The following is a 21,988-nucleotide window of genomic DNA, read 5'->3' as shown; positions in this document are numbered from 1 at the left end:
CTCGTTTACCCCGGATACCCGCATGACCGACAGTTTCGTCACCCAGTGCCCTCACTGCCAGACCAGTTTCCGCGTCAGCCACGCTCAACTGAGCGTCGCCCGAGGCATGGTGCGTTGCGGCTCTTGCCTGCAAGTGTTCAATGCCGCGAAACAACTGTTGGAAAAAAGCGCCGAGGCGCGGGCCGCCGCTCAAGCCGCAGCCCAGCCCCCGGAACCAGCGCAGCCCATTCCAGCACCGGTCGTCGAAGTCCTCGCACCTCAGTCCGTGGTCGCCGCTCAGCCTGCACCTTTGCCGGTGCCGGCCGAACGTCGTTCAGTGGACCTGGACAGCCTTGACCTCGATGACCTGGATGTCGAACTTGCCCGGTTGGAACAACGGGAAATCCAGCTGCCGGAATCTTTCGGTCATGCTCGCGGCCATCGCGATCACGACGAAGTGGAATCCTTCAGCGCCCGTCGCGATGAGCCTGAGGTCGCCAGCGAGGCGTGGGATCAGGGCCTGAGCCACGACGACGTGAGCCAGTTACCGGAACTGCGCGCCGAGGTCATCGAAGAAACTGAGGTTCACCACGAACCGGACTCGCTGATCGAACCCCTCGACCGCGACGAAATCGGGCACGATGACCACCGCACCGAGCCGTCCTTCTCTTCGGCCCCCGCCGATCTGGACGACGAGCCGCGCGCCGAAAACCGCATGCACGCCGAAGCAGAACCCGAGGAGCATTCGTCATCCGAACGTTTCTCGGCACTGGACGGTGACGACGCCCATCATCGTCGCCATCCGAATGAACTCGACGACGAAGACGACCTTCCCCCGACGAAAGGGAAGCGCGGGCGCAACGAACCCGGTCTACGCGACCCGGCACTGCTCGACCTCACCGATGACCCGCTGCAACTCGCCTGGCAAAAACCCAAGCCACGCTGGGGACGCCGCGTGCTTTGGCTGCTGTTGGCATTGATTGCCTTACTGGGGCTGGCAGGGCAGTACGTCTGGTATCACTTTGATGAACTGGCGCGTCAGGACCAGTACCGCTCCTGGTTTCAGGACATCTGCCCGCAAGTCGGCTGCAAATTGCCGTCGAAGGTCGATATCAAGCTCCTGAAAAGCAGCAATCTTGTCGTGCGCAGTCATCCCGAATTTCAAGGCGCACTGGTGGTCGACGCGATCATCTACAACCGTGCCTCGTTCTCTCAGCCGTTCCCACTCCTGGAATTGCGCTTCGCCGATACCAGTGGTCAGCTGATTGCCAGTCGTCGGTTCAAGCCGGGCGAATACCTGAGCGGCGAACTCGCCGGAAAGGACGAAATGCCGCCGCAGACGCCTATTCACATCGCCCTGGACATTCTCGATCCGGGACCCAAGGCCGTGAATTACAGTTTGAGTTTTCGCTCGCCGGAGTAAACTCACCTTCCTGACAGGCCACGCGCACCGCGCTATCCAGCGCGTGCTGTCGCACTGAAATGCGGCACGCCGTCATCAGAAAGCTGACGACGGTTTTATGACAATGCGAGCCAATACCTAACCGTTCGCGATAAGAAAGCAACTGTTCAGATTTTATCCAATTCAGCCTTTATCCAGTCATCGAGAGCGGGTATCATGCCCACCCTTTTTCATACTCTGGGTCCCGTCTGAATGGCTGCGAAAGCACTTTTCGGACCAGGCTTCGTGATACGGCCCCACAACAGGTCACCCTATGTCGGCGGTACGCATCGGCCCCTATACATTGCAGAACGGCTTGATCCTCGCCCCCATGGCGGGCGTCACCGACCAGCCCTTCCGACAGCTCTGTCGCCAACTCGGCGCAGGCCTGGTGGTCTCGGAAATGGTCACCAGTGACATGAGCCTGTGGAACAGCCGCAAGTCGCGGTTGCGCATGATTCATGAAGGCGATCCCGAGCCACGCTCGGTACAGATCGCCGGTGGAGATCCGCAGATGCTTGCGGATGCGGCACGCGCCAACGTCGAACTTGGCGCACAGATCATCGACATCAACATGGGCTGTCCGGCCAAGAAAGTCTGTAACAAGGCTGCCGGTTCCGCGCTGTTGAAGGATGAGCAGTTGGTGACCGAAATCCTGCACGCGGTGGTCGCGGCAGTCGAGGTACCGGTCACCCTGAAGATTCGCACCGGCTGGGACCGTGAAAACAAGAACGGTCTGACCGTCGCCAAAATTGCCGAGCAAGCGGGCATTCAGGCGCTCGCGGTGCACGGCAGAACCCGGGCGGACCTTTACACCGGTGAAGCCGAATACGACACGATTGCCGCGATAAAACAGGCGGTGTCGATCCCGGTGTTTGCCAATGGCGACATCGTTTCACCGGAGAAAGCACGGCACGTCCTGGACGCGACCGGTGCCGACGGGTTGTTGATTGGCCGGGCTGCCCAAGGGCGCCCATGGATTTTTCGCGAGATAGAACACTACCTGCGCACCGGGGAAAAACTCCCCGCCCTGGCGCTGGGAGAAGTGGAACGCATTCTGCTAGAGCATCTGGCCGCGCTTCACACGTTCTATGGCGACGTGATGGGCGTGCGGATCGCCCGGAAACACGTCGGCTGGTACCTCGCAACCTTGCCGGGCGCCAAGGAGTTTCGCGCCCTTTTCAATCGTTTGGAAGATACGGAAGCACAGTGCGCCAACGTTCGGGATTTTTTTGCCGAACGCATAAAAAGCCCGCAGTCAGGGACCGAACAAGAGGTGGCCGCATGACGATGATGACAGAGACTTTAGTGAGTGGAACAACACCCGTGAGCGACAACGTCAATTTGAAACAGCACCTCAACACGCCGAGCGAAGAGGGTCAGACCCTGCGCGGAAGCGTCGAAAAGGCGCTGCACAATTATTTCGCTCACCTGGAAGGTGCTGCCGTCACTGATGTCTACAACCTGGTGCTCTCGGAAGTCGAGGCGCCGTTGCTTGAGTGCGTGATGAATTACGTCAAGGGCAACCAGACCAAGGCCTCCGAACTGCTCGGTCTGAACCGTGGCACGCTGCGCAAGAAACTCAAGCAGTACGACCTGCTGTAAGCCTCCAAAAACAGAAAAACGACCCACGTTGATGCGGTCGTTTTTTTTGCTGAATTCTTTTGCTTTTGATGGAAGTTGAGATGACCGACCAGACGACCCGCCTGCCGATCCGCCGCGCCTTGATCAGCGTTTCCGACAAGACCGGTATCCTTGAGTTCGCCCGTGAACTCGAAGCCCTTGGCGTCGAGATTCTGTCCACCGGCGGTACGTTCAAGCTGCTCAAGGACAACGGCGTCGCAGCGGTAGAAGTCGCGGATTACACCGGCTTCGCAGAGATGATGGACGGCCGGGTCAAGACCCTGCACCCGAAAATCCACGGCGGCATCCTGGGCCGTCGCGGCACCGACGACGCAATCATGTCTGAGCACGGCATCAAGCCGATCGACCTGGTGGCCGTGAACCTGTACCCGTTCGAAGCCACCGTTTCCAAGCCTGGCTGCGACCTGCCGACCGCCATCGAGAACATCGACATCGGCGGCCCGACCATGGTCCGTTCGGCCGCGAAAAACCACAAAGACGTGGCCATCGTGGTGAACGCCAGCGACTACGGCCAGGTGCTGGAAAGCCTCAAGGCCGGTGGCCTGACCTACGCCCAGCGCTTCGACCTGATGCTCAAGGCGTTCGAACACACCGCCGCCTACGACGGCATGATCGCCAACTACCTTGGCAGCGTCGATCAGAGCGCCGAAACGCTTTCGACTGAAGGCCGCAGCCAATTCCCGCGCACCTTCAACACCCAGTTCATCAAGGCGCAGGAAATGCGCTACGGCGAGAACCCGCACCAGAGCGCGGCGTTCTACGTGGAAGCCAAGCCTGCCGAATTGGGCATCGCCACCGCGACCCAACTGCAAGGCAAGGAGCTGTCCTACAACAACGTGGCCGACACCGACGCCGCGCTGGAATGCGTGAAGAGCTTCGTCAAACCGGCCTGCGTCATCGTCAAGCACGCCAACCCGTGCGGCGTTGCTGTCAGCCCGGACGCCGAAGGTGGCATTCGCCAGGCGTACGAACTGGCCTACGCCACCGACAGCGAATCCGCCTTTGGCGGCATCATCGCGTTCAACCGTGAGCTGGATGCCGAGACCGCCAAAGCGATCGTCGAGCGTCAGTTCGTCGAAGTGATCATCGCCCCGAGCGTCAGCGTCGAAGCCCAGGCCATTGTCGCCAGCAAAGCCAACGTGCGCCTGCTGACCAGCGGCCAGTGGGATGCGGAACGTGCACCGGCGTGGGACTACAAACGCGTCAACGGTGGCCTGCTGGTGCAGAGCCGCGACATCGGCATGATCAGCGCCGACGACCTGAAAGTCGTGACCAAGCGCGCCCCGACCGAGCAGGAAATCCACGACCTGATCTTCGCCTGGAAAGTCGCCAAGTACGTAAAATCCAACGCTATCGTCTACGCCAAGAACCGTCAGACCATCGGTGTCGGCGCCGGCCAGATGAGCCGCGTGAACTCGGCCCGTATTGCTGCTATCAAGGCTGAACACGCTGGCCTGCAGGTTGCAGGTTCGGTGATGGCATCGGATGCGTTCTTCCCGTTCCGCGACGGTCTGGACAACGCCGCCAAGGTCGGCATCACGGCGGTGATCCAACCGGGTGGTTCGATGCGTGATGCAGAAGTCATCGCTGCTGCCGATGAAGCAGGTATTGCGATGGTGTTCACCGGCATGCGCCACTTCCGCCACTAACATGACAACGGCCGCACTGTAGCAGGCGTCTGCTGCGTTGGACGGGGCTCCGCTGATGCTCATTGCCAGGAGGCAACTCCGCTCAGCAAAGCCCCATCCGCCTTGCATCCACCTACTCCATTGCGACCTCGTATCGCAGTTTTGAAAAGATCCAAAACAAAGCGTTACGAGCGACACCCACAGAATTAGCGTCATCGAGGTTTTTTGAAATGAACGTACTTATCATCGGCAGCGGTGGCCGTGAACACGCGCTGGCCTGGAAGGTCGCGCAGGACCCTCGCGTGCAGAAGGTCTTCGTCGCGCCGGGTAACGCCGGGACCGCCATCGAAGCCAAGTGCGAGAACGTCGCCATCGACGTGTCGGCCCTGGAACAACTGGCCGACTTCGCCGAGAAGAACGTTTCGCTGACCATCGTCGGCCCTGAAGTCCCTCTGGTCGCCGGTGTCGTGGACCTGTTCCGCTCCCGTGGCCTGGACTGTTTCGGTCCGACGAAGGGTGCCGCCCAGTTGGAAGGCTCCAAGGCCTTCACCAAGGATTTTCTGGCACGCCATAAAATCCCGACCGCCGATTACCAGAACTTCACCGAGATCGAGCCTGCGCTGACGTACCTGCGCGAGAAAGGCGCGCCGATCGTGATCAAGGCCGATGGCCTGGCCGCCGGTAAAGGCGTGATCGTCGCGATGACGCTGGAAGAGGCTGAAGAAGCTGTCCGCGACATGCTCGCGGGCAATGCCTTTGGTGATGCCGGTTCTCGCGTCGTGATCGAAGAATTCCTGGACGGCGAAGAAGCGAGCTTCATCGTCATGGTCGATGGCAAGAACGTGTTGCCGATGGCCACCAGCCAGGACCACAAACGCGTCGGCGACGGCGACAGCGGCCCGAACACCGGTGGCATGGGTGCCTACTCCCCTGCCCCGGTGGTCACGGCCGACGTGCACCAGCGCGTGATGGATCAGGTCATATGGCCGACTGTCCGAGGCATGGCTGACGAAGGTAACGTTTACACCGGCTTCCTCTATGCTGGTCTCATGATCGACAAGGCAGGCAATCCGAAGGTCATCGAATTCAACTGCCGCTTCGGCGACCCGGAAACCCAACCGGTGATGCTGCGTCTGCAATCGAGCCTGGTCTTGCTGGTCGAGGCCGCTTTGGCGCAAGCTCTGGACAAAGTGGAAGCCCAGTGGGACCCACGTCCGAGTCTGGGCATCGTACTGGCCGCAGGCGGATACCCTGGCGATTACGCCAAGGGCGCCGCGATCAACGGCCTGGACGCTGCTGCGGCATTGCCGGGTAAAGTGTTCCACGCGGGCACTGCGTTGAAAGACGGTCAGGTCGTGACCTCCGGTGGCCGCGTACTGTGTGCCACTGCACTGGGCGACACCGTTGGCGACGCGCAAAAGCAGGCGTATGAACTGGCTGCAAAGATTGACTGGGAAGGCTGTTTCTACCGCAAGGACATTGGCTACCGCGCCATTGCCCGGGAACGCGGCGAACACCTGGAGTAAGTCCGAGGCCGGACAGTCGCCTGAAACCAGGCGACTGTCCGATCATTCTGGGCCGCACCAGGGTAACTGGCTTCATTCACGAAGGGATTTCGCCGTGCGCTGGCTCAGGATTGCCGCTTGTTCGATCATCGCGATGATGACCCTCCTCTGTGTGCCCACGGCTTCGGCCGAGGTCAGCGCAGGATGGTCAACGCTTGTCGACGATCAGGCCAATCTCCAACTCAGCGACATTCGCTCTCCCCACTACGACACCCAATTCAGCCCCGTCGAACTCGACCAGGTTCGCGCCATCAGCCGTGAAGCTGCGTTGTGGCTGCACTATCGCCTCCCCGCGACCGATCACGAACAACTGGTGCGCATCTTCGCGCCCGATCTGGCCACCGTTGACATGTACGTCATCGACGGCGAAGCCCTGATTGATCACTCGCGCTCCGGCAACAAAGTCCCACGGGCGGCACAACCGTTGCCCTCTATCGACTTTCTGCTGCCCGTGCCGCAAAGCGACAGGCCGCTGGACCTTTATCTGCGTCTGAAATCCGAACAGGAGCTGCGCCCGAACATTTCGCTGGAGTCTGCCGTGGCCAGCGCGGCCGACGAGCGCCGTCCACTGTTGCTCGGGCTGTTCTTCGGTTCGCTGATCATGCTGATCGTGCAAAACATCACCCGATACGCCCAATCCCGTTCAGTGAGCAGCCTGTGGCTGGCGGCGTGTGAAGGTTTTCTGGGGCTCAGCGCGTTGTTGCTGTTGAACCTGCAAGCGTCGTGGTTGCCCCATTGGCACCTTGCACAAACCCCGAGCGCTCACCTCGCTTTGCTGATGGCGGCTGCCACGGGACTGATGTACGCCTACTGTTTCTTCATTCAGCGAGGCGCCGAAACACTCAATCGCCTGCTGATGAGCGTACTGCTGATCGTCGGTTTCGGCGCTCTGCTGGTCCTGTTCGTCGATACCCTGCCGCTGAACATCATGACGTTTTTGCTGGTGGCGCTGACCACGCTGACCATCACGCTCGTGTCGATCTATCACCTGCAAAAAGGCTACCGACCGGCACGACCGTTCGTGATCGCGATGATCGTGTTCAACCTCGGCAATCTGGTCGTTCTGCCTGCGATGCTGTGGCTCACGACCATCGCTGCGCAGACCCTGATCATCGCCGTCCTGGGCATGTTCTGCCTGTGCGGCCTGCTGATGAGCATTGCCCTGAGCGAGCGCCATCGCAGCATCACCGAAGACAACTTCAGCATCAGCCGAGAACTTGCGGCCAGCACGGCCGAAATCAACGCCAAGGCTGAATTCCTGGCGAAGATCAGCCATGAAATCCGTACACCCATGAACGGCGTGCTGGGCATGACCGAGCTGCTGCTGGGCACCCCCCTGTCGGTCAAACAGCGCGATTACGTGCAGACCATTCACAGCGCGGGCAATGAGCTGCTGACGCTGATCAACGAGATTCTCGACATCACCAAACTGGAATCCGGGCAGATCGAGCTGGACGATGTGCAGTTCGACCTCAACGCCATGATCGAGGACTGCCTGAGTATTTTTCGGGCGAAAGCCGAACAGCAAAGCGTCGAGCTGATCAGCTTTATTCAGCCGCAGGTTCCCCGCGTGATCAGCGGCGACCCGACCCGCTTGCGCCAAACCCTGCTGAGCCTGCTGGAAAACGCCCTCAAGAAAACTGACGAGGGCGAGATTCTGTTGGTCGTCGCGCTCGATTCTCGGGGCGGCAAACCGCGACTGCGCATCGCCGTTCAGGACAGTGGGACGCCGCTGACCGCCAAGGAGCGCGACGCCCTGCTCCATGCCGAACTGCACAGCAAAAATTTCCTCGCCGCCAGCAAGGTCGGCGGCCATTTGGGGTTGGTGATTGCCCGCCAGCTGATCCTGTTGATGAACGGGGAATTCGGCATTCAGAGCGGAAGCAATCAGGGCAGCACCTTGTGGCTAAGCTTGCCGCTGGACCCGGAACGGCTGGAGCAACCCCCAGCAGACCTCGACAGCCCACTCAAAGGTGCGCGAGTGCTGGTGGTGGACGACAACGACACCTGCCGCAAAGTGCTGGTGCAGCAGTGCAGCGCGTGGGGGCTGAACGTCAGTGCTGTGCCGTCGGGCAAAGAGGCACTCGCCTTGCTGCGTACCAAGGCCCACCTGCGTGATTACTTCGACATCGTGCTGCTGGACCAAAACATGCCTGGCATGACCGGCATGCAGCTGGCCGCCAAGATCAAGGAAGACCCGAGCCTCAACCACGACATTCTGTTGATCATGCTGACCGGCATCAGCAACGCGCCGAGTAAAGTCATTGCACGCAACGCCGGGGTCAAGCGCATCCTCGCCAAGCCCGTCGCGGGTTACACGCTCAAGACCACGCTAGCGGACGAATTGAATCAACGCAACAAAGGCCAGGCGCCTTACCCCCCTTCCCCAGCCGTCCTCGGCGAAGTGGACGTGCCCAGCGACTTCCGGATTCTGGTGGCCGAAGACAACAGCATTTCCACGAAGGTGATTCGTGGCATGCTCGGCAAGCTCAACTTGCAACCAGACACTGCCAGCAACGGCGAAGAAGCCCTGCAAGCCATGAAAGCCCAGCGCTACGACCTGGTGCTGATGGATTGCGAAATGCCGATCCTTGACGGTTTCTCGGCCACCCAGCAGTTGCGCGCCTGGGAGCTGGGTAACCAGCGGCTCCGCACCCCCGTGGTGGCGTTGACCGCGCACATTCTGACCGAGCACAAAGACCGCGCCCGCCAGTCCGGCATGGACGGCCACATGTCCAAACCGGTAGAGCTCTCGCAGCTGCGGGAACTGGTGGAGCACTGGGTCGAGCAAAGGGCGCGCCGTCAGAGTGGCGACGACACTGACGATCAAGACCGCTATCAGCAAAACTGACCCGCCTCCTCGCTCAACGCCTGATAGACTTCCTCCCGTCCGAGTCTGCCGCCACGAGCTCAAACCATGCTTCATGTGCTGTTCAGCGTTTATCTGAAGATGCTGGTGCTTTACAGCCCGTTCTTCGTCCTGTCGTGTTTTATCAGTCTGAGCCGCGGTTATTCGCGTAAAGAGCGTCGCTATCTGGCGTGGAAAATTGCCTTCGCTACATTGGTGTCCAGCGTGTTGCTGTACCTGTTCGGTCGGGTGATCTTCGGGGTGTTCGGCATCACCGCCGACGCCTTCCGTATCGGCGCCGGCAGCGTGCTGTTCATTTCGGCGTTGGGCATGGCGCAAGGCAAGTCCGGCGTGCAGACCGACAACGTGCAGCAAGACGTCGCCATCGTACCCCTGACCATCCCTATCACCGTCGGCCCCGGCACTATCGGCGCATTGCTGGTGATGGGCGTCAGCCAGCCCCACTGGGACGACAAACTCACCGCGATCGTGAGCATCGCTCTGGCGAGCTTCACGGTGGGTGTGGTGCTTTATCTCTCCCACAGCATCGAACGTATCCTGGGTGATCAGGGCCTGCAGATCGTCAGCCGCTTGATGGGGCTGTTCGTTTGCGCGCTGGCGGCTCAGATCATTTTCACGGGCATCAAGGGCTATCTGGTGCCGTGACGGTCAGATGGGGAATTCCTTGATCGAGCGGTCGGAGCTTCCGATCAATTGATTGCGGATGTCCTCCCTGTATGTCTCATAGACCGTCCGATCAAAGCGGTACACCCCGCCCGAGATGCGCAACAGCATTTCTCGCCGGGTCTCGGTCCAGAATTCGAAATCCTTGGTATCGACCGAACCGTTGAGCCGGATGGCGCAGATCAACATCAGGACATTCCCGTCGGCATCGGTCATGCAGGGCACCATCTGGAAACGTGCCATTTCCCCATCACGGACGCTGTGGCTGAAAAAATGGTCTGCATGATGGTTGATCTCCATCGAACGCCACGCAGCGTGGGTCAGTTCGGCGAGCTCTTTCGCCCCCGCCGACTCGATGATGGCGATTGTGGCGGCGTCCAGCTCCTCAGGCCGGAAAATGACCTGCGGCGTGTGTTTGATCGGATTGATAAGCGTCCACCCACGCATCTCCAGCCGCGTCCGATAACGAAACAGCCAGTTGGAGTAATCCGCTTTCGGGTCGAAATGCTGGCTCGCGAACACGTCAGCATGCAAAACGCAGTCGAAAAGGTCGTCACGGTCCTGTCCGCTGATCCCATCGTAGAAGGAAACAACGCTGGAACCGACGATTGCACCGGTTGCTCCTGTCATAAGCTGAGTCCCTTCACCGGCGAGCAGAGTGACGTACGCTTGTCCGTAAGTGCCGTATCAACACGCTCCCGATAGAGCGAGTAACGCAAATCGTCGAGCATGCCCACGAAGCCAAACGACCTGACCTCGCCGACCAACTGGCTTTTGAGCAATCGCTGTGCGAGCAGATTAGGGTCAAGCGTTTCCTGTGTTTCAAATGCCACACAGAGCAACACTTTCTGCCGTGAAGGCAACAGAAATGCCACCTGGAGGACGACCGACGAAACATATTCAGGCGGGTTTGCTGCCGGAGCACCGGCGGACGTGCGAACCCGGCGTTTCACCATGGTCTTTGCCACATCACTGGCTTCGGCCGTGAACAGCCATGCGAAGAGTTTGTCGAGTTTTTCGCCACGCAGGTTGCGCAGCGGTTCAGGCAAGAGCTTGCGCAGCATATCCGTGACCGAGAATGTCTCGCCGTCCATGCCCTGATTATCCGTGAGGTCCAGGCGTACCCAGCCAAACGTTGCCAGCGCCTTGATAAGGGTCGTCTGCCACTCGTGATAGTGCGTGAATCGGTCGAACTGTTTGCTCGCAGCCAACTGCACGTACAAGCTGGAATCCATTGCATCGCGCTTGAACGCCTCATCCACTGGCGGGGTGAAGACCATCAACACGCCATCATTCAAGTACGTTTCCATGATTTCCTGCGTCATAACACTCACTCCTGTGAAAGAAGGCCGTGGAACACTCCGCGGCCCGAACGCATTTAGATAGCGAATTCCAGGAAAGCGGCATCCGAGGCTTCCAGCAGCTTCTGACGCACGTTTTCACGACGTTGCGCGTAAATCGACTGGTGGAAAACGAAGACATCGGCGCTTCTGTTCATTTCCACCGACACAGCGTTCCAGTTGACGAACAGGAAATTGCCCTCGGACGCTTCGGTTTTCGCTTCAATAGCACCTACCGCCAGAGCGATGACACCATCCTCGCTCTCCGTGCAACCACCGACCATGAATCGGGAGCCGACACCTGGTTTATGGGTGCGACGGTTGAACAGACGGATAGGTTCATCGTTGTCCTTCAGCGCTTCGACAGCGTTACCGGCAGCCTGCAGCATCGCCGCCCCCGAAACACCGCCGGTTGCAGCCGCAGCCAGCGTGGTGGCGACGAGGTCGACACCGAGCTTGCCCATGGTGATGACACGCTCAGAGCTGCTGCTGCTGACGAAGGCGCTGTCTTGTGGAGCCCAATTCAGGGCTTTGACCATGACCTCACGGAAAGTCTTGTACCACTCGCCTTTTTCAGACTTGATGTCATGACGCTTGTCTGCAGCGAGTGTGGCGTAGGTGAAAGTGTCCAGAACGTCCTCACGTGCCTGTTGGCTCATCCCCGCGACGAAACCGATGACTCCTTGGCCAACCACGGCACCCACTGCCGATTCCGCATCGTCCTTCAAGGCGGAACGAGAGGTGGCGGCGGGTGGAATGGTGTTCAGCGAAGGCGCGGTGGAGATGTGATTCAGAAACTGTTCGTTGTTCATTGCTAAGTCCTTTTAGTTAATAAAGTTCGTCCGTCATGGACGTCACCAAGCTAACGTAAAAAGTGAGGCGAGTTAGGGGTGGCGTGCTTACATACGTTTAAGATTCAGCGGTAAAAAGAGCATCAACAAATGCGTACGGGCGCACGAAGTACCCGCAGGTCGGGGGTTGAATTGTTACGGAGGACAAAGCTGACAATGACGGGTTAACGCCGTGGAAAAGATGCGCACTCGACTGGACGCTTTTTCCAGGCTTCAGAGACGGATTTTTCCCATATCAGAAACCCTCTTTCCTACACAGATACGGAGGGATTCCGAAGTCTCCCTCCTTCACATCTGCGACTTAATGAGCAGGTTTGGCGCCGTACCATCTCGGGGTGTAGACCCACTGAGTGCCATCGGCACGTGGAAAGGTGCAGGTCAGCGATGAGCCGACCAGCACCATGGTCCGCATGTCGACCTGCTCGGGGGTGAGCTCGCCCAGCGTGATCACCCGCAGGGTCTGTCCCGGGCGCCCGATGTCACGCCCCAACGTTACCGGGGTTTCAGGCGTCCGATGCTGCCGAACGATCTCCAAAGCGCGCCCCAACTGCCACGGGCGGGAGCGGGAGATCGGGTTGTAGAACGCCAGCGCCAGGTCTGCCTGACAGGCAAGGTCCAGACGTTTTTCGATCACCTCCCAAAGCTTGAGATTGTCCGACAGGGACATCACGCAGAAGTCATGCCCCAGCGGCGCGCCGGCTTGAGCGGCCGTTGCCAGTGAAGCTGAAACCCCTGGCAGGATCTCCAGATCCACCGAATGCCACAGTGGATCATCGGACCCATGCAATGCTTCCAGCACCGCCGCCGCCATGGCGAACACACCCGGATCACCCGACGATACGACCACCACCGAGCGACCTTGGGCAGCCAGTTCGAAGGCGTGACGCGCGCGCTGCATTTCCTCCCGATTGTCGGTGCAATGCAGCACTTGATCGGCCCGAAACGGCCCGGCCATGCGCACGTAGGTTTCGTAACCCAGGACATCGTTGGCCCGCGCCAGCTCGGCTTTGACGGCAGGAATCATGAACTCGGCAGCGCCGGGGCCAAGGCCGATAACGGCGAGCCGACCGCGTCCGCGACCGATCTTTTCGATGTCCAGCGGTTGCGGTGCGACGGCAATGGCGAGGCCTTCAATGGGCGTAACCGGGGGCAGTAACTGGGGCAAGACCTGCTGTGCCATGTCGCTCGGCGACGCCGTTGAGGTAAAGCGCACGGGTACACCCAAGGCATCGGCGGCGGCATGCAATTGCGGGCGAGCCATGTCGCTTTCACCCGCCAGCAAGCAGGCGAGCGATTGCAGCGCGATGCGCGATTCGTGCAGCGTGGCCTTCACAACGTCGGCGATGTTCTCGACCGATGCCTCGACCGCCACCAACACATTGCGCGGGTAGATCAGAAGCTCATTGGCCGACGGCTCACGCTCGGCGTACCCGACATGAATCGCCAACTGCGCGTGATCGTCCTCTGGCAATTGCGCTTGCGCCAGCCAAGGCGCCGCACCTTCAACGCGCACGCTTTCACCGGAGAGCAAATCAGAGACGAAACGCTTGCCCAACTCCAGGTCGCCCAGCGCATAGCCGGATGGCGGGTTGAGCAGGCAGGTGCCGAAACGCAGCTCGCCGCTGGTGGTAATTGCAGGGGTTGTGTTGAGGCCTGCGGCAATCTCGCGGGCCATGACGTTGACGCCACCCAGCCCACCCAAGAGCGGCACCACCGCGCTGCCGTCTTCGGCAACGGCAAGAACGGGCGGCTCGGCGCCCTTCTCCAGCAACACCGGCGCGAGGGTGCGAATGACAATGCCCGCCGCGCACAGGGCGATGATCGGTGTGTCCTGTTGATACAGCTGACGAAGCGTCGCGCCAAAATCGGAATAGCTTCGGTCAACCCCTTCAACGCGCTCGACCAACCCGTGAATCAACGCGTCCGGGTACAACTGTTGAATACGCCGCGCTGTGTTCAGCGCGCCCTTGCCCAGAATGACGATGGCCGGGGCTTTCTGACTGGAAGCACCCATTAGCCTTGCCACCTTTCACCGGGCACGATGATCAGCGAGAAATACGGCGACGACATCGGATCGACCTCGGCCAACGGCACGATTTTCTGATTGCTCATGGTGGCGCGCTCGACATACAGCGCGCGCTCGGCCAGCCCCGTTTCCACCAATACCTGACGCACTTTCGGCAGGTTGCGGCCCAGCTTCATAATGACCGCCGCGTCGGCGTCCACCAGCTTGCGTTTGAGCTCATCGGCGGACAACACGCCCGACAGCACCGACAGGCTCTGATTGCGGTACACCAAGGGCGCCCCCAAAACGGAAGCGCCGCCGAGCATCGAGCAGACACCCGGCACCACTTCAGCTTCGTACCGCTCGGCCAGCCGGTCGTGCAGGTACATGTAAGAGCCGTAGAAGAACGGGTCACCCTCACAGATGACCGCCACGTCACGACCGGCATCCAGATGCGCGGCAACGTCGAGGCTGGCGGTGTCGTAAAAATCGCTGATGATCTGCTCGTAGGACATCGGCGCGGGCAGCACTTCGGTGGTCACCGGATACACCAGTGGCATCATCGTTTGAGCGTCTTGCAGGTGCGCTTCGATGATGCCGAAGGCGTTGCCCTTCTTGCCCTTGGCGACGAAGTAAGCCACCACCGGCGACTCGCGCAACAGGCGAAGCGCCTTGACGGTGATCAGCTCAGGATCTCCGGGCCCCACACCCAGACCTATCAGACGACCGCGAGCCTGCATCATTCAACCTCCGTGGCGAGGGCGTTGACCGCAGCGGCAGCCATGGCGCTGCCACCTCGACGGCCCTGCATGATCACGTACGGGACGCCTCGGCTGTCAGCGGCGAGCATGTCCTTGGATTCCGCCGCGCCGACGAAGCCCACCGGGAAACCGAGGATCAATGCAGGTTTCGGTGCACCAGCGTCAATCATCTCCAACAGGTAAAACAGCGCGGTTGGTGCGTTGCCGATGACCACGACCGCGCCTTCCAGATGTGGGCGCCACAGTTCCAGCGCAGCGGCGGAACGGGTGTTGCCCAGCTCACGGGCCAGTTCGGGCACGCCTTCGTTTTTCAGGGTGCAGATGACCTGATTGTTCGCGGGCAAACGGGCGCGGGTCACGCCTTCAGCCACCATGTGCGCATCACACAAAATCGGCGCGCCTGCCGCCAGGGCTTGACGCCCTGCGGTGCCAGCGCCGGGCGAGAAGCGCAGTCCTTCGACCGCATCGACCATGCCGCATGCGTGGATCACGCGCACAGCGAGCTTTTCCAGGTCGGCCGGAATGGTGTCGAGCCGGGCTTCGGCGCGAATGATCGCGAAGGAGTTGCGATAAATCTCCTGGCCGTCGCGGATGTAATCAATCATCGGTGTTGCTCCGTGAGTCGGCGGTCAACAACGCACCGACTGCTTCTATAGTGAGGTCACGCCCTCGCAGCTCGCCAAAACCCGGCTGCTCTGCGTGGCGAAAATACAGGTCGTAACGGCCAGCGGACACCGCCAGCAACGTAATCGGCGCGACATGAGCGGCGGCGCAGGAGCGGTCGCAACCCGACAGATGCACAGCCTGGCTGACACCCTCACGTTGCAGACAGGTCGCCAGTTGCCGCGCATCGGCCTTGGTGTCGGCCAGCCCTTTGCCGCAGGCGGCGGAGCCGGTGCAGGCAATCATCTGCGACAGGGCTTGATCGGCGTCGCACAGCAGGCCCGCCTTACGTAAACCGCCGACAGCACGTGAACCGTTCTCAGTGCGGACATTGCGCAACATCAGGCTTTGCCACGGGGTCATTGCCAGGGTGCCGTCGCCCAGTTCAACGGCGAGCGTCGCAGCGTTGCGCAACATGGACGGACTCAGGCGCCCCAAAGGCACGACAGCACCCACCGAGGTGAAATCCGGATGGCACTGTGGATAAAACCCGATGTGCGCATTGAGTCTGATCGGCGTGCGACGCCATGTGGTTATTTTTTGATCAACCCGCACGGAATGCGGCAAACGTTCTGAGAGCTGTGAGAGGAACTGATCGGCAGGCATATCGGCCAGCAGATGGCGCATGCGGGTCTGATCGGGACGCGCGTGTTCGAGGAACAGCTCCAGAACCGCCACCACCAGATCATGCCCGGCATCCAGCGACACCGCCGCCAGCGGCGAGTCGGTCGCAGGACAACCTGCCAGGCCAAAGCCCAGCAGCGTCTCGCCCTTCACATTCAGCGCTGACAGCCACAGATCGTGAGGGTGTTCGAGCATCGCCACGCCTTCGCCCGCGTCCAGCGACACGGCGAACTTCGGCGACAGCTCGTGAAAGCGGGGATGGGTTTCCAGCGTGTTCAGGAGCTGTGCAGCCAGCGGACGCACGTCGAACAGTTGCTCGGGATCGACACCCGCCGTGGGGCTCAGCATCAAGTTGCGCACATCGTCACTGGCGGGATTTTTTGGGCCGAGACCTGCGTCCAGCAACGTCGTGATCAAACCCTCGTGATCCGCGCCTATGCCACGAATCTGCACGTTGCCGCGATTCGTCGCCTCGATCACCCCGCCCGCGAAGCGCTCGGCAGCATCAGCCACGGCGAACGCCTGCCCAGCCGTGATCACGCCGCCGGGCAATTTGATCCGACAGATCCCCCCGTCCAGCGCCGGGACGATACGCAACAACCCCGGACAAGCCGAGGGGCGTAGGGGCGCAACGGGAATACGAGCAGACAGCGGCTCGGCCAAAGGGTCACCTGACGTGATCGGGTCGGGAAGTGCAGATCGCGGGATCTGCGAGGGCGGTATTATGCCTGCTTTGGCGGCAGGCATGAAAAGGCGGTCTGTCGGATGGGAAACGCGCGTTAGCCGAATGCGCCAAGGAGGGCCCCGACCGTGAGCACGCCACAGCAACCCACTCCAGTAAACCGCATTGGGAGGTACACCCATCGCCTGTGTCGAAGGGAGAGGCTGTTCACTTGCTCAACATCGATCAAGCCTTTTCGTTCAAGAAGCAGAGGAGACCCCAGCACCAGCCTGAGCATTGAATACCGGTACATCTTCCCGGCATGACTGTACGGCCCCCAGAACTTCTTGGCATCCGTGACCAGTTTGCAGCTGTACAAATGCCGTTCAATCTCCGGGAGGATGAAATAAGCGGCGTAGAGCATGAAGAGAAAACCGATGAGTTGCACTACCGCAGCCGCACTACCCGTCCACATCAATAGCGTTACCAAAGTTTGCCCATCAGCGCCAAAGCAATCATCCCAACGACGAAACCTCCCAGCCCGATCGTGTCAGGTATGCAAATCCACCGCCTCAGGTGAGAGGGCACCTGCTTGACCTCGCCGACATCCACCAGCCCATTCTCAAATAGAAGCTCGGTGGATGTCAGCGCAAGGTTGACTGCCACCAATCTGTGTCGTCTACCTGCGAAGCCACTGCCGCTCCACAGCAAGCGTGCGTCTTCGACGACTTTGCAACTTTTTAGTTGGGCTTCAACTTTTTCCAATACGAAGTATTTGACGTAGACATCAATGCAAAAACTCACAACCACAACGACGCCTGATATCAAAGCGATCCATTCCAAAAACCGGTCACTCATCGCCAATCAACTCGTAGAGCATCGTTCCACTCACGTCGCCTAGGGTTGATCCCCCTTTTCCGCCGACCCACCCGCCTGAAGCAGCTCCGGCGACACCACAAACCAAGAGGCTGGTTCCGCGGCTAGGACCAACCATTCGGATACAGAGACGGGTCAATGCTTTTTCGCCCGCCTTGCCCATCATCGCCGCTGAAGAAATTCCCCCCACCATCTTCCCCACCTCCACAAATTTCGCCTTCGTGCATTGCTGTTCCCGTCCGGTCGTGCATGCCTCCTTGATTTCCAATCCTCCGGCACCAAGGTCCAACATCACGCCCACAACCGTTCCCGAACTCAGATGACGCGCGACGTTGCCCATGCGTTTGACGTTCTTCGCATAGTTGGCGATCTCGCCGGTGTGCAGGTATCGCTTGCTGGAGATCCCCAGCATTTTCTTGATCGACGAGTTGTTCTTGAGCCCAGTTCCCCAGCGTCCGATCCCGCGTAGCTGGCCGTCGAGCGTGCTGAAAAGCGCCTTTCGCTGTGCGAGAAACTGATCCTTGGTGAACACCCCGAAGCGCCATTTCTGATACGCCGTACCGATGTCTTTCAGCGTGTCCTGCACCTGATTCAGGTGCGTTGCCCACGCCGAGGTCGCACTGCCGACGCCGATGGAGCCGTAGGTCATGATGCTTTGCAGCAAGTCGTAATTGTGGGTCTGCAGGTGTGCGCTGGCGTTGTTGCTGCCCAAGAGGGTCTGATGGACGTTTCGAGCATGGAACATGAGCATTTCCTCGTCCCGTGTGCACATCTCCGTTGAGTCGTCACCCACGATGATCAACTCTCCCGGCTTGCCCATGCCCCCCAAGCCGAGGTGAGCGTTGACCCGGTCGAATTTCTGGTTGGCGCGCCCACCCATCACAAGACCCTCTCGATACCAGGAGAGGCTGCGTTTTCCGTCATTGATGAGCGCGTAAGGCGTGGACATGCGGGGATCGTCCTGATCGTTTGAAGAAGGCGAGGACGATAGGGGTCGGTTTTGGGGGTTGTCAGTAGATGCCGCGGGGATTTGGGCGTGACTACGGAAGTTTCAGAAATGCCCTACTTCCGATCTTCAAATGCCTGACAAACGCATGGGCGCAGGCAGATCATTCAGCCACATCCGAATGAATGCCGGGCACGGGATCTGTAGGAGCGAATTCATTCGCGAAAAATATTTCAACCGACAGAGATGTTTAGGTTGACCGCCGTCTCGCGAATGAATTCGCTCCTACAGGGGGTGCGCTCATCTTTGCGATAGGCCCATGGACGACGACGCTCTGCCAGCGCGCTATCATGCCCACCTTTATCCACAGGCCTTTCAAACCGGCCTGTCGCAAGCATTGGGTCTGAGGGCAATACATGGCGCCGTGGCTGACAGTCGTGGGAATCGGTGAGGACGGCTACAAGGGGCTGGGCCGGAATGCGCGGCACGCGCTGTTGCAGGCGCGCCTGGTGTTCGGCAGCTCGCGCCAGCTGGACCTGTTGCCGCCGTGCATTCAGGCCGAACGGCGTCAGTGGCCGAGTCCGTTTTCCTTGCAGCCCGTGCTGGAGCAGCGCGGTGAGCCGATCTGCGTGATTGCCAGCGGCGACCCGATGCTGTTTGGCGTCGGCGTCAGCCTGACACGCCAGGTGCCCGTCGAGCAGATGCGCGTGATCCCCGCCCCCTCGTCTTATTCGCTGGCTGCCGCCCGCTTGGGCTGGGCGTTGCAGGATGTGGTGACACTGTCGGTGGTCGCCCGTCCCTTGGCGGCATTAAACGCGCAACTGCATCACGGTTTGCGCCTGCTGGTGCTGAGCAATGACGGACACAGCCCCGCCGCGATGGCAGCTTTGCTGCGCGAGCGGGGTTTCGGACCCAGCCACATGACCGTTCTCGAACACTTGGGCGGCCCGGCGGAGCGTCGTGTGGACGGCATCGCTCAGGACTGGTCGGACCCAGACATCGCGCCACTGAATCTGGTGGCGATTGACTGCCGCGCCGCGCCAGACACTTTGCGACTGTCGCCCCTCGGCGGACTCCCCGATGACGCGTTTCGTCACGACGGCCAGTTGACCAAACGCGATGTGCGCGCTATCACCCTCGCCCGTCTGGCGCCCGTTCCTGGCGAGCTGCTGTGGGACGTCGGCGCTGGGTGCGGCTCCATCGGCATTGAGTGGATGCGCGCCCACCCCACCTGCCGCGCCATCGCCATTGAGTCCAACGAAGATCGCCATCAACTGATCGAATTCAACCGCGACGCGCTTGGGGTTCCCGGTCTGCAATTGGTGCGCGGCCGCGCGCCCGACGCGCTTGAAGGGCTGGAACGCCCGGACGCGATTTTCATTGGCGGCGGCGTGACTCGCGCTGGCGTGTTGGACAGCTGCTGGGAGCAATTGCGCTCAGGTGGCCGTTTGGTCGCCAACGCCGTCACGCTGCAAAGCGAAGCGATGCTAGTGAACTGGCGTGAACGGCATGGCGGCGAACTGACGCGCATTCATATCGCCCACTCCAAACCCTTGGGCAAATTCGACACGTGGCGTCAGGCGTTGCCAATCACCCTGCTCGAAGCGATCAAGCCCTGATGCGCGACGAAACCGCCGAGCAACCCGCCCCTCTGCGCAGCGGCCTGACCACCGGCAGCTGCGCCACGGCGACCTCCCTCGCAGCGGCGCGATTGCTGTTGGCGGGGGAGATGAACGACGCCATCGACATTACCCTGCCCAAGGGCAAGCAGGTGCAGATGCGGCTGGAGTTTTGCCGGGCCATCGAAGGTGGCGCGGAAGCGGGCACGATCAAGGATGCTGGCGATGATCCGGACGTCACCCATGGCGCCCTGTTGTATTCGCAAGTGCGGCTGATGTCCGAACCCGGTGTGCGATTCGTCGCAGGCCCCGGCGTCGGCACCGTGACCCGCCCAGGCCTGGTGCTGGGCGTCGGCGAGCCGGCCATCAACCCCGTGCCCCGGCGCATGATGACCGAGCACCTGACTCAGTTGGCGGCTGACTTGAGTTATGCCGGCGGCTTTGAAGTCACGGTCTGCGTGGAAAGGGGCAGCGAGCTGGCGCTCAAGACCATGAACCCGCGTCTGGGCATTCTGGGCGGGCTGTCGATTCTCGGCACCAGCGGCATCGTCCGGCCGTTTTCCTGCGCGGCCTACATCGCGTCGATTCATCAAGGCATCGACGTCGCCAAGACCAACGGCTACCCGCACATAGCCGCCTGCACCGGCAACGCCAGCGAAGACACCATGCGCCGGGTCTATGGCCTGCCCGACATCGCGCTGATCGAGATGGGCGATTTCGTCGGGGCTGTCCTCAAGCATCTGCGCAAGGTGCCTGTGGATAAACTCAGCCTGTGCGGCGGCTTCGGCAAGATCAGCAAGCTCGCCGCCGGACACATGGACCTGCACAGCCGCCACTCCAGCATCAATCTGGACCAACTGGCGCAATGGGCGGCCGACGTCGGCGCTGACGGCGAATTGCAGCAGCAGATTCGCGAAGCCAACACCAGCCAACAGGCGCTGGCCATGGCGTCGGCAGTCGGCGTGACGCTGGGAGATGCGGTGTGTCAGCACGCGCTGGATTTCGCCCGCAGCGTGGTGCCTTCGCAGGTGCAGGTCGAGGTGTTTGCCATTGACCGGCAAGGTGGCATCGTCGGTCACGCGGGTGCGTTCCAATGACGCGCATCTTGTTGTTGGGCGGTGTGACGGAAGCGCTGGCCATCGCCCGAACGCTGGGGCCACACCACATCTATAGCCTTGCGGGCGTGGGCCGCGTGCCAAGCGACTTGCAATGCCAGGTGCGGGTCGGCGGTTACGGCGGCGCGGAAGGCCTGGCGCAATTCGTACGCGATGAAGGGATTGGTCTGATCCTCGATGCGACGCATCCCTACGCCGCGCAGATCAGTCAGAACGCCGCCACTGCCGCCACCCTGACAGGCATTCCCTGCTGGGGCCTGCGTCGCCCCGCCTGGCAAGCCGGTCCCGACGACAATTGGCGAGAGGTCTCGGACTGGGCAGAGCTCATCACGGCACTGGCCCCCTTCAAGCGCCCACTCTTCACGCTGGGTCGCGAGCCGCTGCAACACCTGCACGAAATCCCCGACCACCAGTTCTGGACCCTCCGCGCCCTCGACACCTATCCCGGCAACGCACGCTGCGAAGTCATCGGTGCCCGCGGACCGTTTCACCTCGAAGGCGAGCGCGAACTGTTCGCGCGTCGCAACATCGATGTGCTGATCAGCAAGAACAGCGGCAGCAGCGCGACCGAGCCCAAGCTGGAAGTGGCGCGGGAACGTGGGGTGCCGGTGCTGGTGTTGAAGCGCCCGGTGTTGGCAGCGGTGGATCGGGAGTTCTGGAACATTGCGCAGGCGTTGTCCGCTTTAAAAGACCTTTCCTGATCCAGACCCAAATCGCTGCAAATTCGTCAGCAACACG

19 protein-coding genes are annotated in these 21,988 nt (G+C 60.8%); 10 read left to right on the top strand and 9 right to left on the bottom strand.

What is annotated here, in order from left to right:
* Positions 1–22 precede the first annotated feature (22 nt).
* From ACIQAL_RS17535 to ACIQAL_RS17505, 7 genes are all read left to right on the top strand, one after another.
* Positions 23–1,402 (top strand): DUF3426 domain-containing protein, encoded by a 1,380-nt coding sequence (locus ACIQAL_RS17535; RefSeq protein WP_401147648.1) that lies wholly within the window; start codon positions 23–25, stop codon positions 1,400–1,402.
* Between the two features lie 292 nt (positions 1,403–1,694).
* Positions 1,695–2,708 (top strand): tRNA dihydrouridine synthase DusB, encoded by a 1,014-nt coding sequence (dusB, locus tag ACIQAL_RS17530; RefSeq protein ID WP_401147645.1) that lies wholly within the window; start codon positions 1,695–1,697, stop codon positions 2,706–2,708.
* The gene (fis, locus tag ACIQAL_RS17525) at positions 2,705–3,025 is read left to right on the top strand and encodes a DNA-binding transcriptional regulator Fis (RefSeq protein WP_007907419.1); all 321 of its coding nucleotides are present in this window, start codon (positions 2,705–2,707) and stop codon (positions 3,023–3,025) included. Before dusB ends, fis begins: the two co-directional genes overlap by 4 nt.
* An 80-nt stretch (positions 3,026–3,105) precedes the next feature.
* Positions 3,106–4,713 carry a bifunctional phosphoribosylaminoimidazolecarboxamide formyltransferase/IMP cyclohydrolase gene (gene purH / locus ACIQAL_RS17520; protein ID WP_401147641.1) on the top strand — a complete coding sequence of 536 codons (1,608 nt, stop codon included), beginning with the start codon at positions 3,106–3,108 and terminating at the stop codon, positions 4,711–4,713.
* 209 nt (positions 4,714–4,922) lie between these two features.
* Entirely contained in the window at positions 4,923–6,218 is a 1,296-nt protein-coding gene (purD, locus tag ACIQAL_RS17515; protein ID WP_401147638.1) for a phosphoribosylamine--glycine ligase, read from the top strand.
* A gap of 94 nt (positions 6,219–6,312) precedes the next feature.
* Positions 6,313–9,108 carry a response regulator gene (locus ACIQAL_RS17510; RefSeq protein ID WP_401147635.1) on the top strand — a complete coding sequence of 932 codons (2,796 nt, stop codon included), beginning with the start codon at positions 6,313–6,315 and terminating at the stop codon, positions 9,106–9,108.
* 66 nt (positions 9,109–9,174) lie between these two features.
* On the top strand, positions 9,175–9,771 hold the full coding sequence (locus ACIQAL_RS17505; RefSeq protein WP_166595941.1) for a MarC family protein: 597 nt from the start codon (positions 9,175–9,177) through the stop codon (positions 9,769–9,771).
* Positions 9,772–9,774: 3 nt separating this feature from the next.
* Here the strand turns inward: ACIQAL_RS17505 and ACIQAL_RS17500 are convergent, their stop codons facing one another.
* From ACIQAL_RS17500 to ACIQAL_RS17460, 9 genes are all read right to left on the bottom strand, one after another.
* Positions 9,775–10,419, bottom strand: a complete 645-nt coding sequence (locus tag ACIQAL_RS17500) for a hypothetical protein (protein WP_401147632.1) — start codon at positions 10,417–10,419, stop codon at positions 9,775–9,777.
* Positions 10,416–11,114, bottom strand: a complete 699-nt coding sequence (locus ACIQAL_RS17495; RefSeq protein ID WP_401147630.1) for a hypothetical protein — start codon at positions 11,112–11,114, stop codon at positions 10,416–10,418. The genes ACIQAL_RS17500 and ACIQAL_RS17495 overlap by 4 nt, the downstream gene beginning before the upstream one ends.
* A 53-nt stretch (positions 11,115–11,167) precedes the next feature.
* A complete protein-coding gene (locus ACIQAL_RS17490; protein WP_401147628.1) occupies positions 11,168–11,941 on the bottom strand; it encodes a hypothetical protein in 774 nt (257 codons plus the stop codon).
* Between the two features lie 340 nt (positions 11,942–12,281).
* Positions 12,282–13,994, bottom strand: a complete 1,713-nt coding sequence (gene cobJ / locus ACIQAL_RS17485; protein WP_401147626.1) for a precorrin-3B C(17)-methyltransferase — start codon at positions 13,992–13,994, stop codon at positions 12,282–12,284.
* Positions 13,994–14,728: a precorrin-2 C(20)-methyltransferase gene (locus tag ACIQAL_RS17480; protein ID WP_401147624.1), complete on the bottom strand. Its 735-nt coding sequence runs from the start codon at positions 14,726–14,728 to the stop codon at positions 13,994–13,996. Before ACIQAL_RS17480 ends, cobJ begins: the two co-directional genes overlap by 1 nt.
* Entirely contained in the window at positions 14,725–15,351 is a 627-nt protein-coding gene (locus tag ACIQAL_RS17475; protein WP_166595946.1) for a precorrin-8X methylmutase, read from the bottom strand. The genes ACIQAL_RS17480 and ACIQAL_RS17475 overlap by 4 nt, the downstream gene beginning before the upstream one ends.
* Positions 15,344–16,780, bottom strand: a complete 1,437-nt coding sequence (gene cobG, locus ACIQAL_RS17470; RefSeq protein WP_401147621.1) for a precorrin-3B synthase — start codon at positions 16,778–16,780, stop codon at positions 15,344–15,346. Before cobG ends, ACIQAL_RS17475 begins: the two co-directional genes overlap by 8 nt.
* A 397-nt stretch (positions 16,781–17,177) precedes the next feature.
* Positions 17,178–17,552: a hypothetical protein gene (locus tag ACIQAL_RS17465; RefSeq protein ID WP_401147619.1), complete on the bottom strand. Its 375-nt coding sequence runs from the start codon at positions 17,550–17,552 to the stop codon at positions 17,178–17,180.
* Positions 17,545–18,519, bottom strand: a complete 975-nt coding sequence (locus tag ACIQAL_RS17460; protein ID WP_401147616.1) for a hypothetical protein — start codon at positions 18,517–18,519, stop codon at positions 17,545–17,547. The genes ACIQAL_RS17465 and ACIQAL_RS17460 overlap by 8 nt, the downstream gene beginning before the upstream one ends.
* Positions 18,520–18,932: 413 nt before the next feature.
* Between ACIQAL_RS17460 and cbiE the strand changes: the two genes are divergently transcribed.
* Genes cbiE through ACIQAL_RS17445 form a run of 3 tightly spaced genes read left to right on the top strand, consistent with a single transcriptional unit; the run spans position 18,933 to position 21,951 of the window.
* Positions 18,933–20,135: a precorrin-6y C5,15-methyltransferase (decarboxylating) subunit CbiE gene (gene cbiE, locus ACIQAL_RS17455; RefSeq protein WP_401147613.1), complete on the top strand. Its 1,203-nt coding sequence runs from the start codon at positions 18,933–18,935 to the stop codon at positions 20,133–20,135.
* Positions 20,135–21,232 carry a cobalt-precorrin-5B (C(1))-methyltransferase gene (locus tag ACIQAL_RS17450; protein ID WP_401147611.1) on the top strand — a complete coding sequence of 366 codons (1,098 nt, stop codon included), beginning with the start codon at positions 20,135–20,137 and terminating at the stop codon, positions 21,230–21,232. The genes cbiE and ACIQAL_RS17450 overlap by 1 nt, the downstream gene beginning before the upstream one ends.
* A complete protein-coding gene (locus ACIQAL_RS17445; RefSeq protein WP_401147608.1) occupies positions 21,229–21,951 on the top strand; it encodes a cobalt-precorrin-6A reductase in 723 nt (240 codons plus the stop codon). Before ACIQAL_RS17450 ends, ACIQAL_RS17445 begins: the two co-directional genes overlap by 4 nt.
* Positions 21,952–21,988: the final 37 nt, after the last annotated feature.

This window comes from Pseudomonas sp. NPDC088368, assembly GCF_044753445.1.
GTDB lineage: Bacteria > Pseudomonadota > Gammaproteobacteria > Pseudomonadales > Pseudomonadaceae > Aquipseudomonas > Aquipseudomonas bambusae.
This window is presented reverse-complemented; position numbering and strand designations above follow the sequence as displayed.

Coding starts and splice junctions, on each gene's coding strand:
- ACIQAL_RS17535 (WP_401147648.1), top strand. CDS start 23: ATGACCGACAGTTTCGTCACCCAGTGCCCTCACTGCCAGACCAGTTTC.
- dusB (WP_401147645.1), top strand. CDS start 1,695: ATGTCGGCGGTACGCATCGGCCCCTATACATTGCAGAACGGCTTGATC.
- ACIQAL_RS17500 (WP_401147632.1), bottom strand. CDS start 10,419: ATGACAGGAGCAACCGGTGCAATCGTCGGTTCCAGCGTTGTTTCCTTC.
- ACIQAL_RS17450 (WP_401147611.1), top strand. CDS start 20,135: ATGCGCGACGAAACCGCCGAGCAACCCGCCCCTCTGCGCAGCGGCCTG.
- ACIQAL_RS17475 (WP_166595946.1), bottom strand. CDS start 15,351: ATGATTGATTACATCCGCGACGGCCAGGAGATTTATCGCAACTCCTTC.
- ACIQAL_RS17465 (WP_401147619.1), bottom strand. CDS start 17,552: ATGAGTGACCGGTTTTTGGAATGGATCGCTTTGATATCAGGCGTCGTT.
- cobJ (WP_401147626.1), bottom strand. CDS start 13,994: ATGGGTGCTTCCAGTCAGAAAGCCCCGGCCATCGTCATTCTGGGCAAG.
- ACIQAL_RS17460 (WP_401147616.1), bottom strand. CDS start 18,519: ATGTCCACGCCTTACGCGCTCATCAATGACGGAAAACGCAGCCTCTCC.
- cbiE (WP_401147613.1), top strand. CDS start 18,933: ATGGCGCCGTGGCTGACAGTCGTGGGAATCGGTGAGGACGGCTACAAG.
- purH (WP_401147641.1), top strand. CDS start 3,106: ATGACCGACCAGACGACCCGCCTGCCGATCCGCCGCGCCTTGATCAGC.
- ACIQAL_RS17490 (WP_401147628.1), bottom strand. CDS start 11,941: ATGAACAACGAACAGTTTCTGAATCACATCTCCACCGCGCCTTCGCTG.
- cobG (WP_401147621.1), bottom strand. CDS start 16,780: ATGCCTGCCGCCAAAGCAGGCATAATACCGCCCTCGCAGATCCCGCGA.
- ACIQAL_RS17505 (WP_166595941.1), top strand. CDS start 9,175: ATGCTTCATGTGCTGTTCAGCGTTTATCTGAAGATGCTGGTGCTTTAC.
- ACIQAL_RS17480 (WP_401147624.1), bottom strand. CDS start 14,728: ATGATGCAGGCTCGCGGTCGTCTGATAGGTCTGGGTGTGGGGCCCGGA.
- ACIQAL_RS17445 (WP_401147608.1), top strand. CDS start 21,229: ATGACGCGCATCTTGTTGTTGGGCGGTGTGACGGAAGCGCTGGCCATC.
- fis (WP_007907419.1), top strand. CDS start 2,705: ATGACGATGATGACAGAGACTTTAGTGAGTGGAACAACACCCGTGAGC.
- ACIQAL_RS17495 (WP_401147630.1), bottom strand. CDS start 11,114: ATGACGCAGGAAATCATGGAAACGTACTTGAATGATGGCGTGTTGATG.
- purD (WP_401147638.1), top strand. CDS start 4,923: ATGAACGTACTTATCATCGGCAGCGGTGGCCGTGAACACGCGCTGGCC.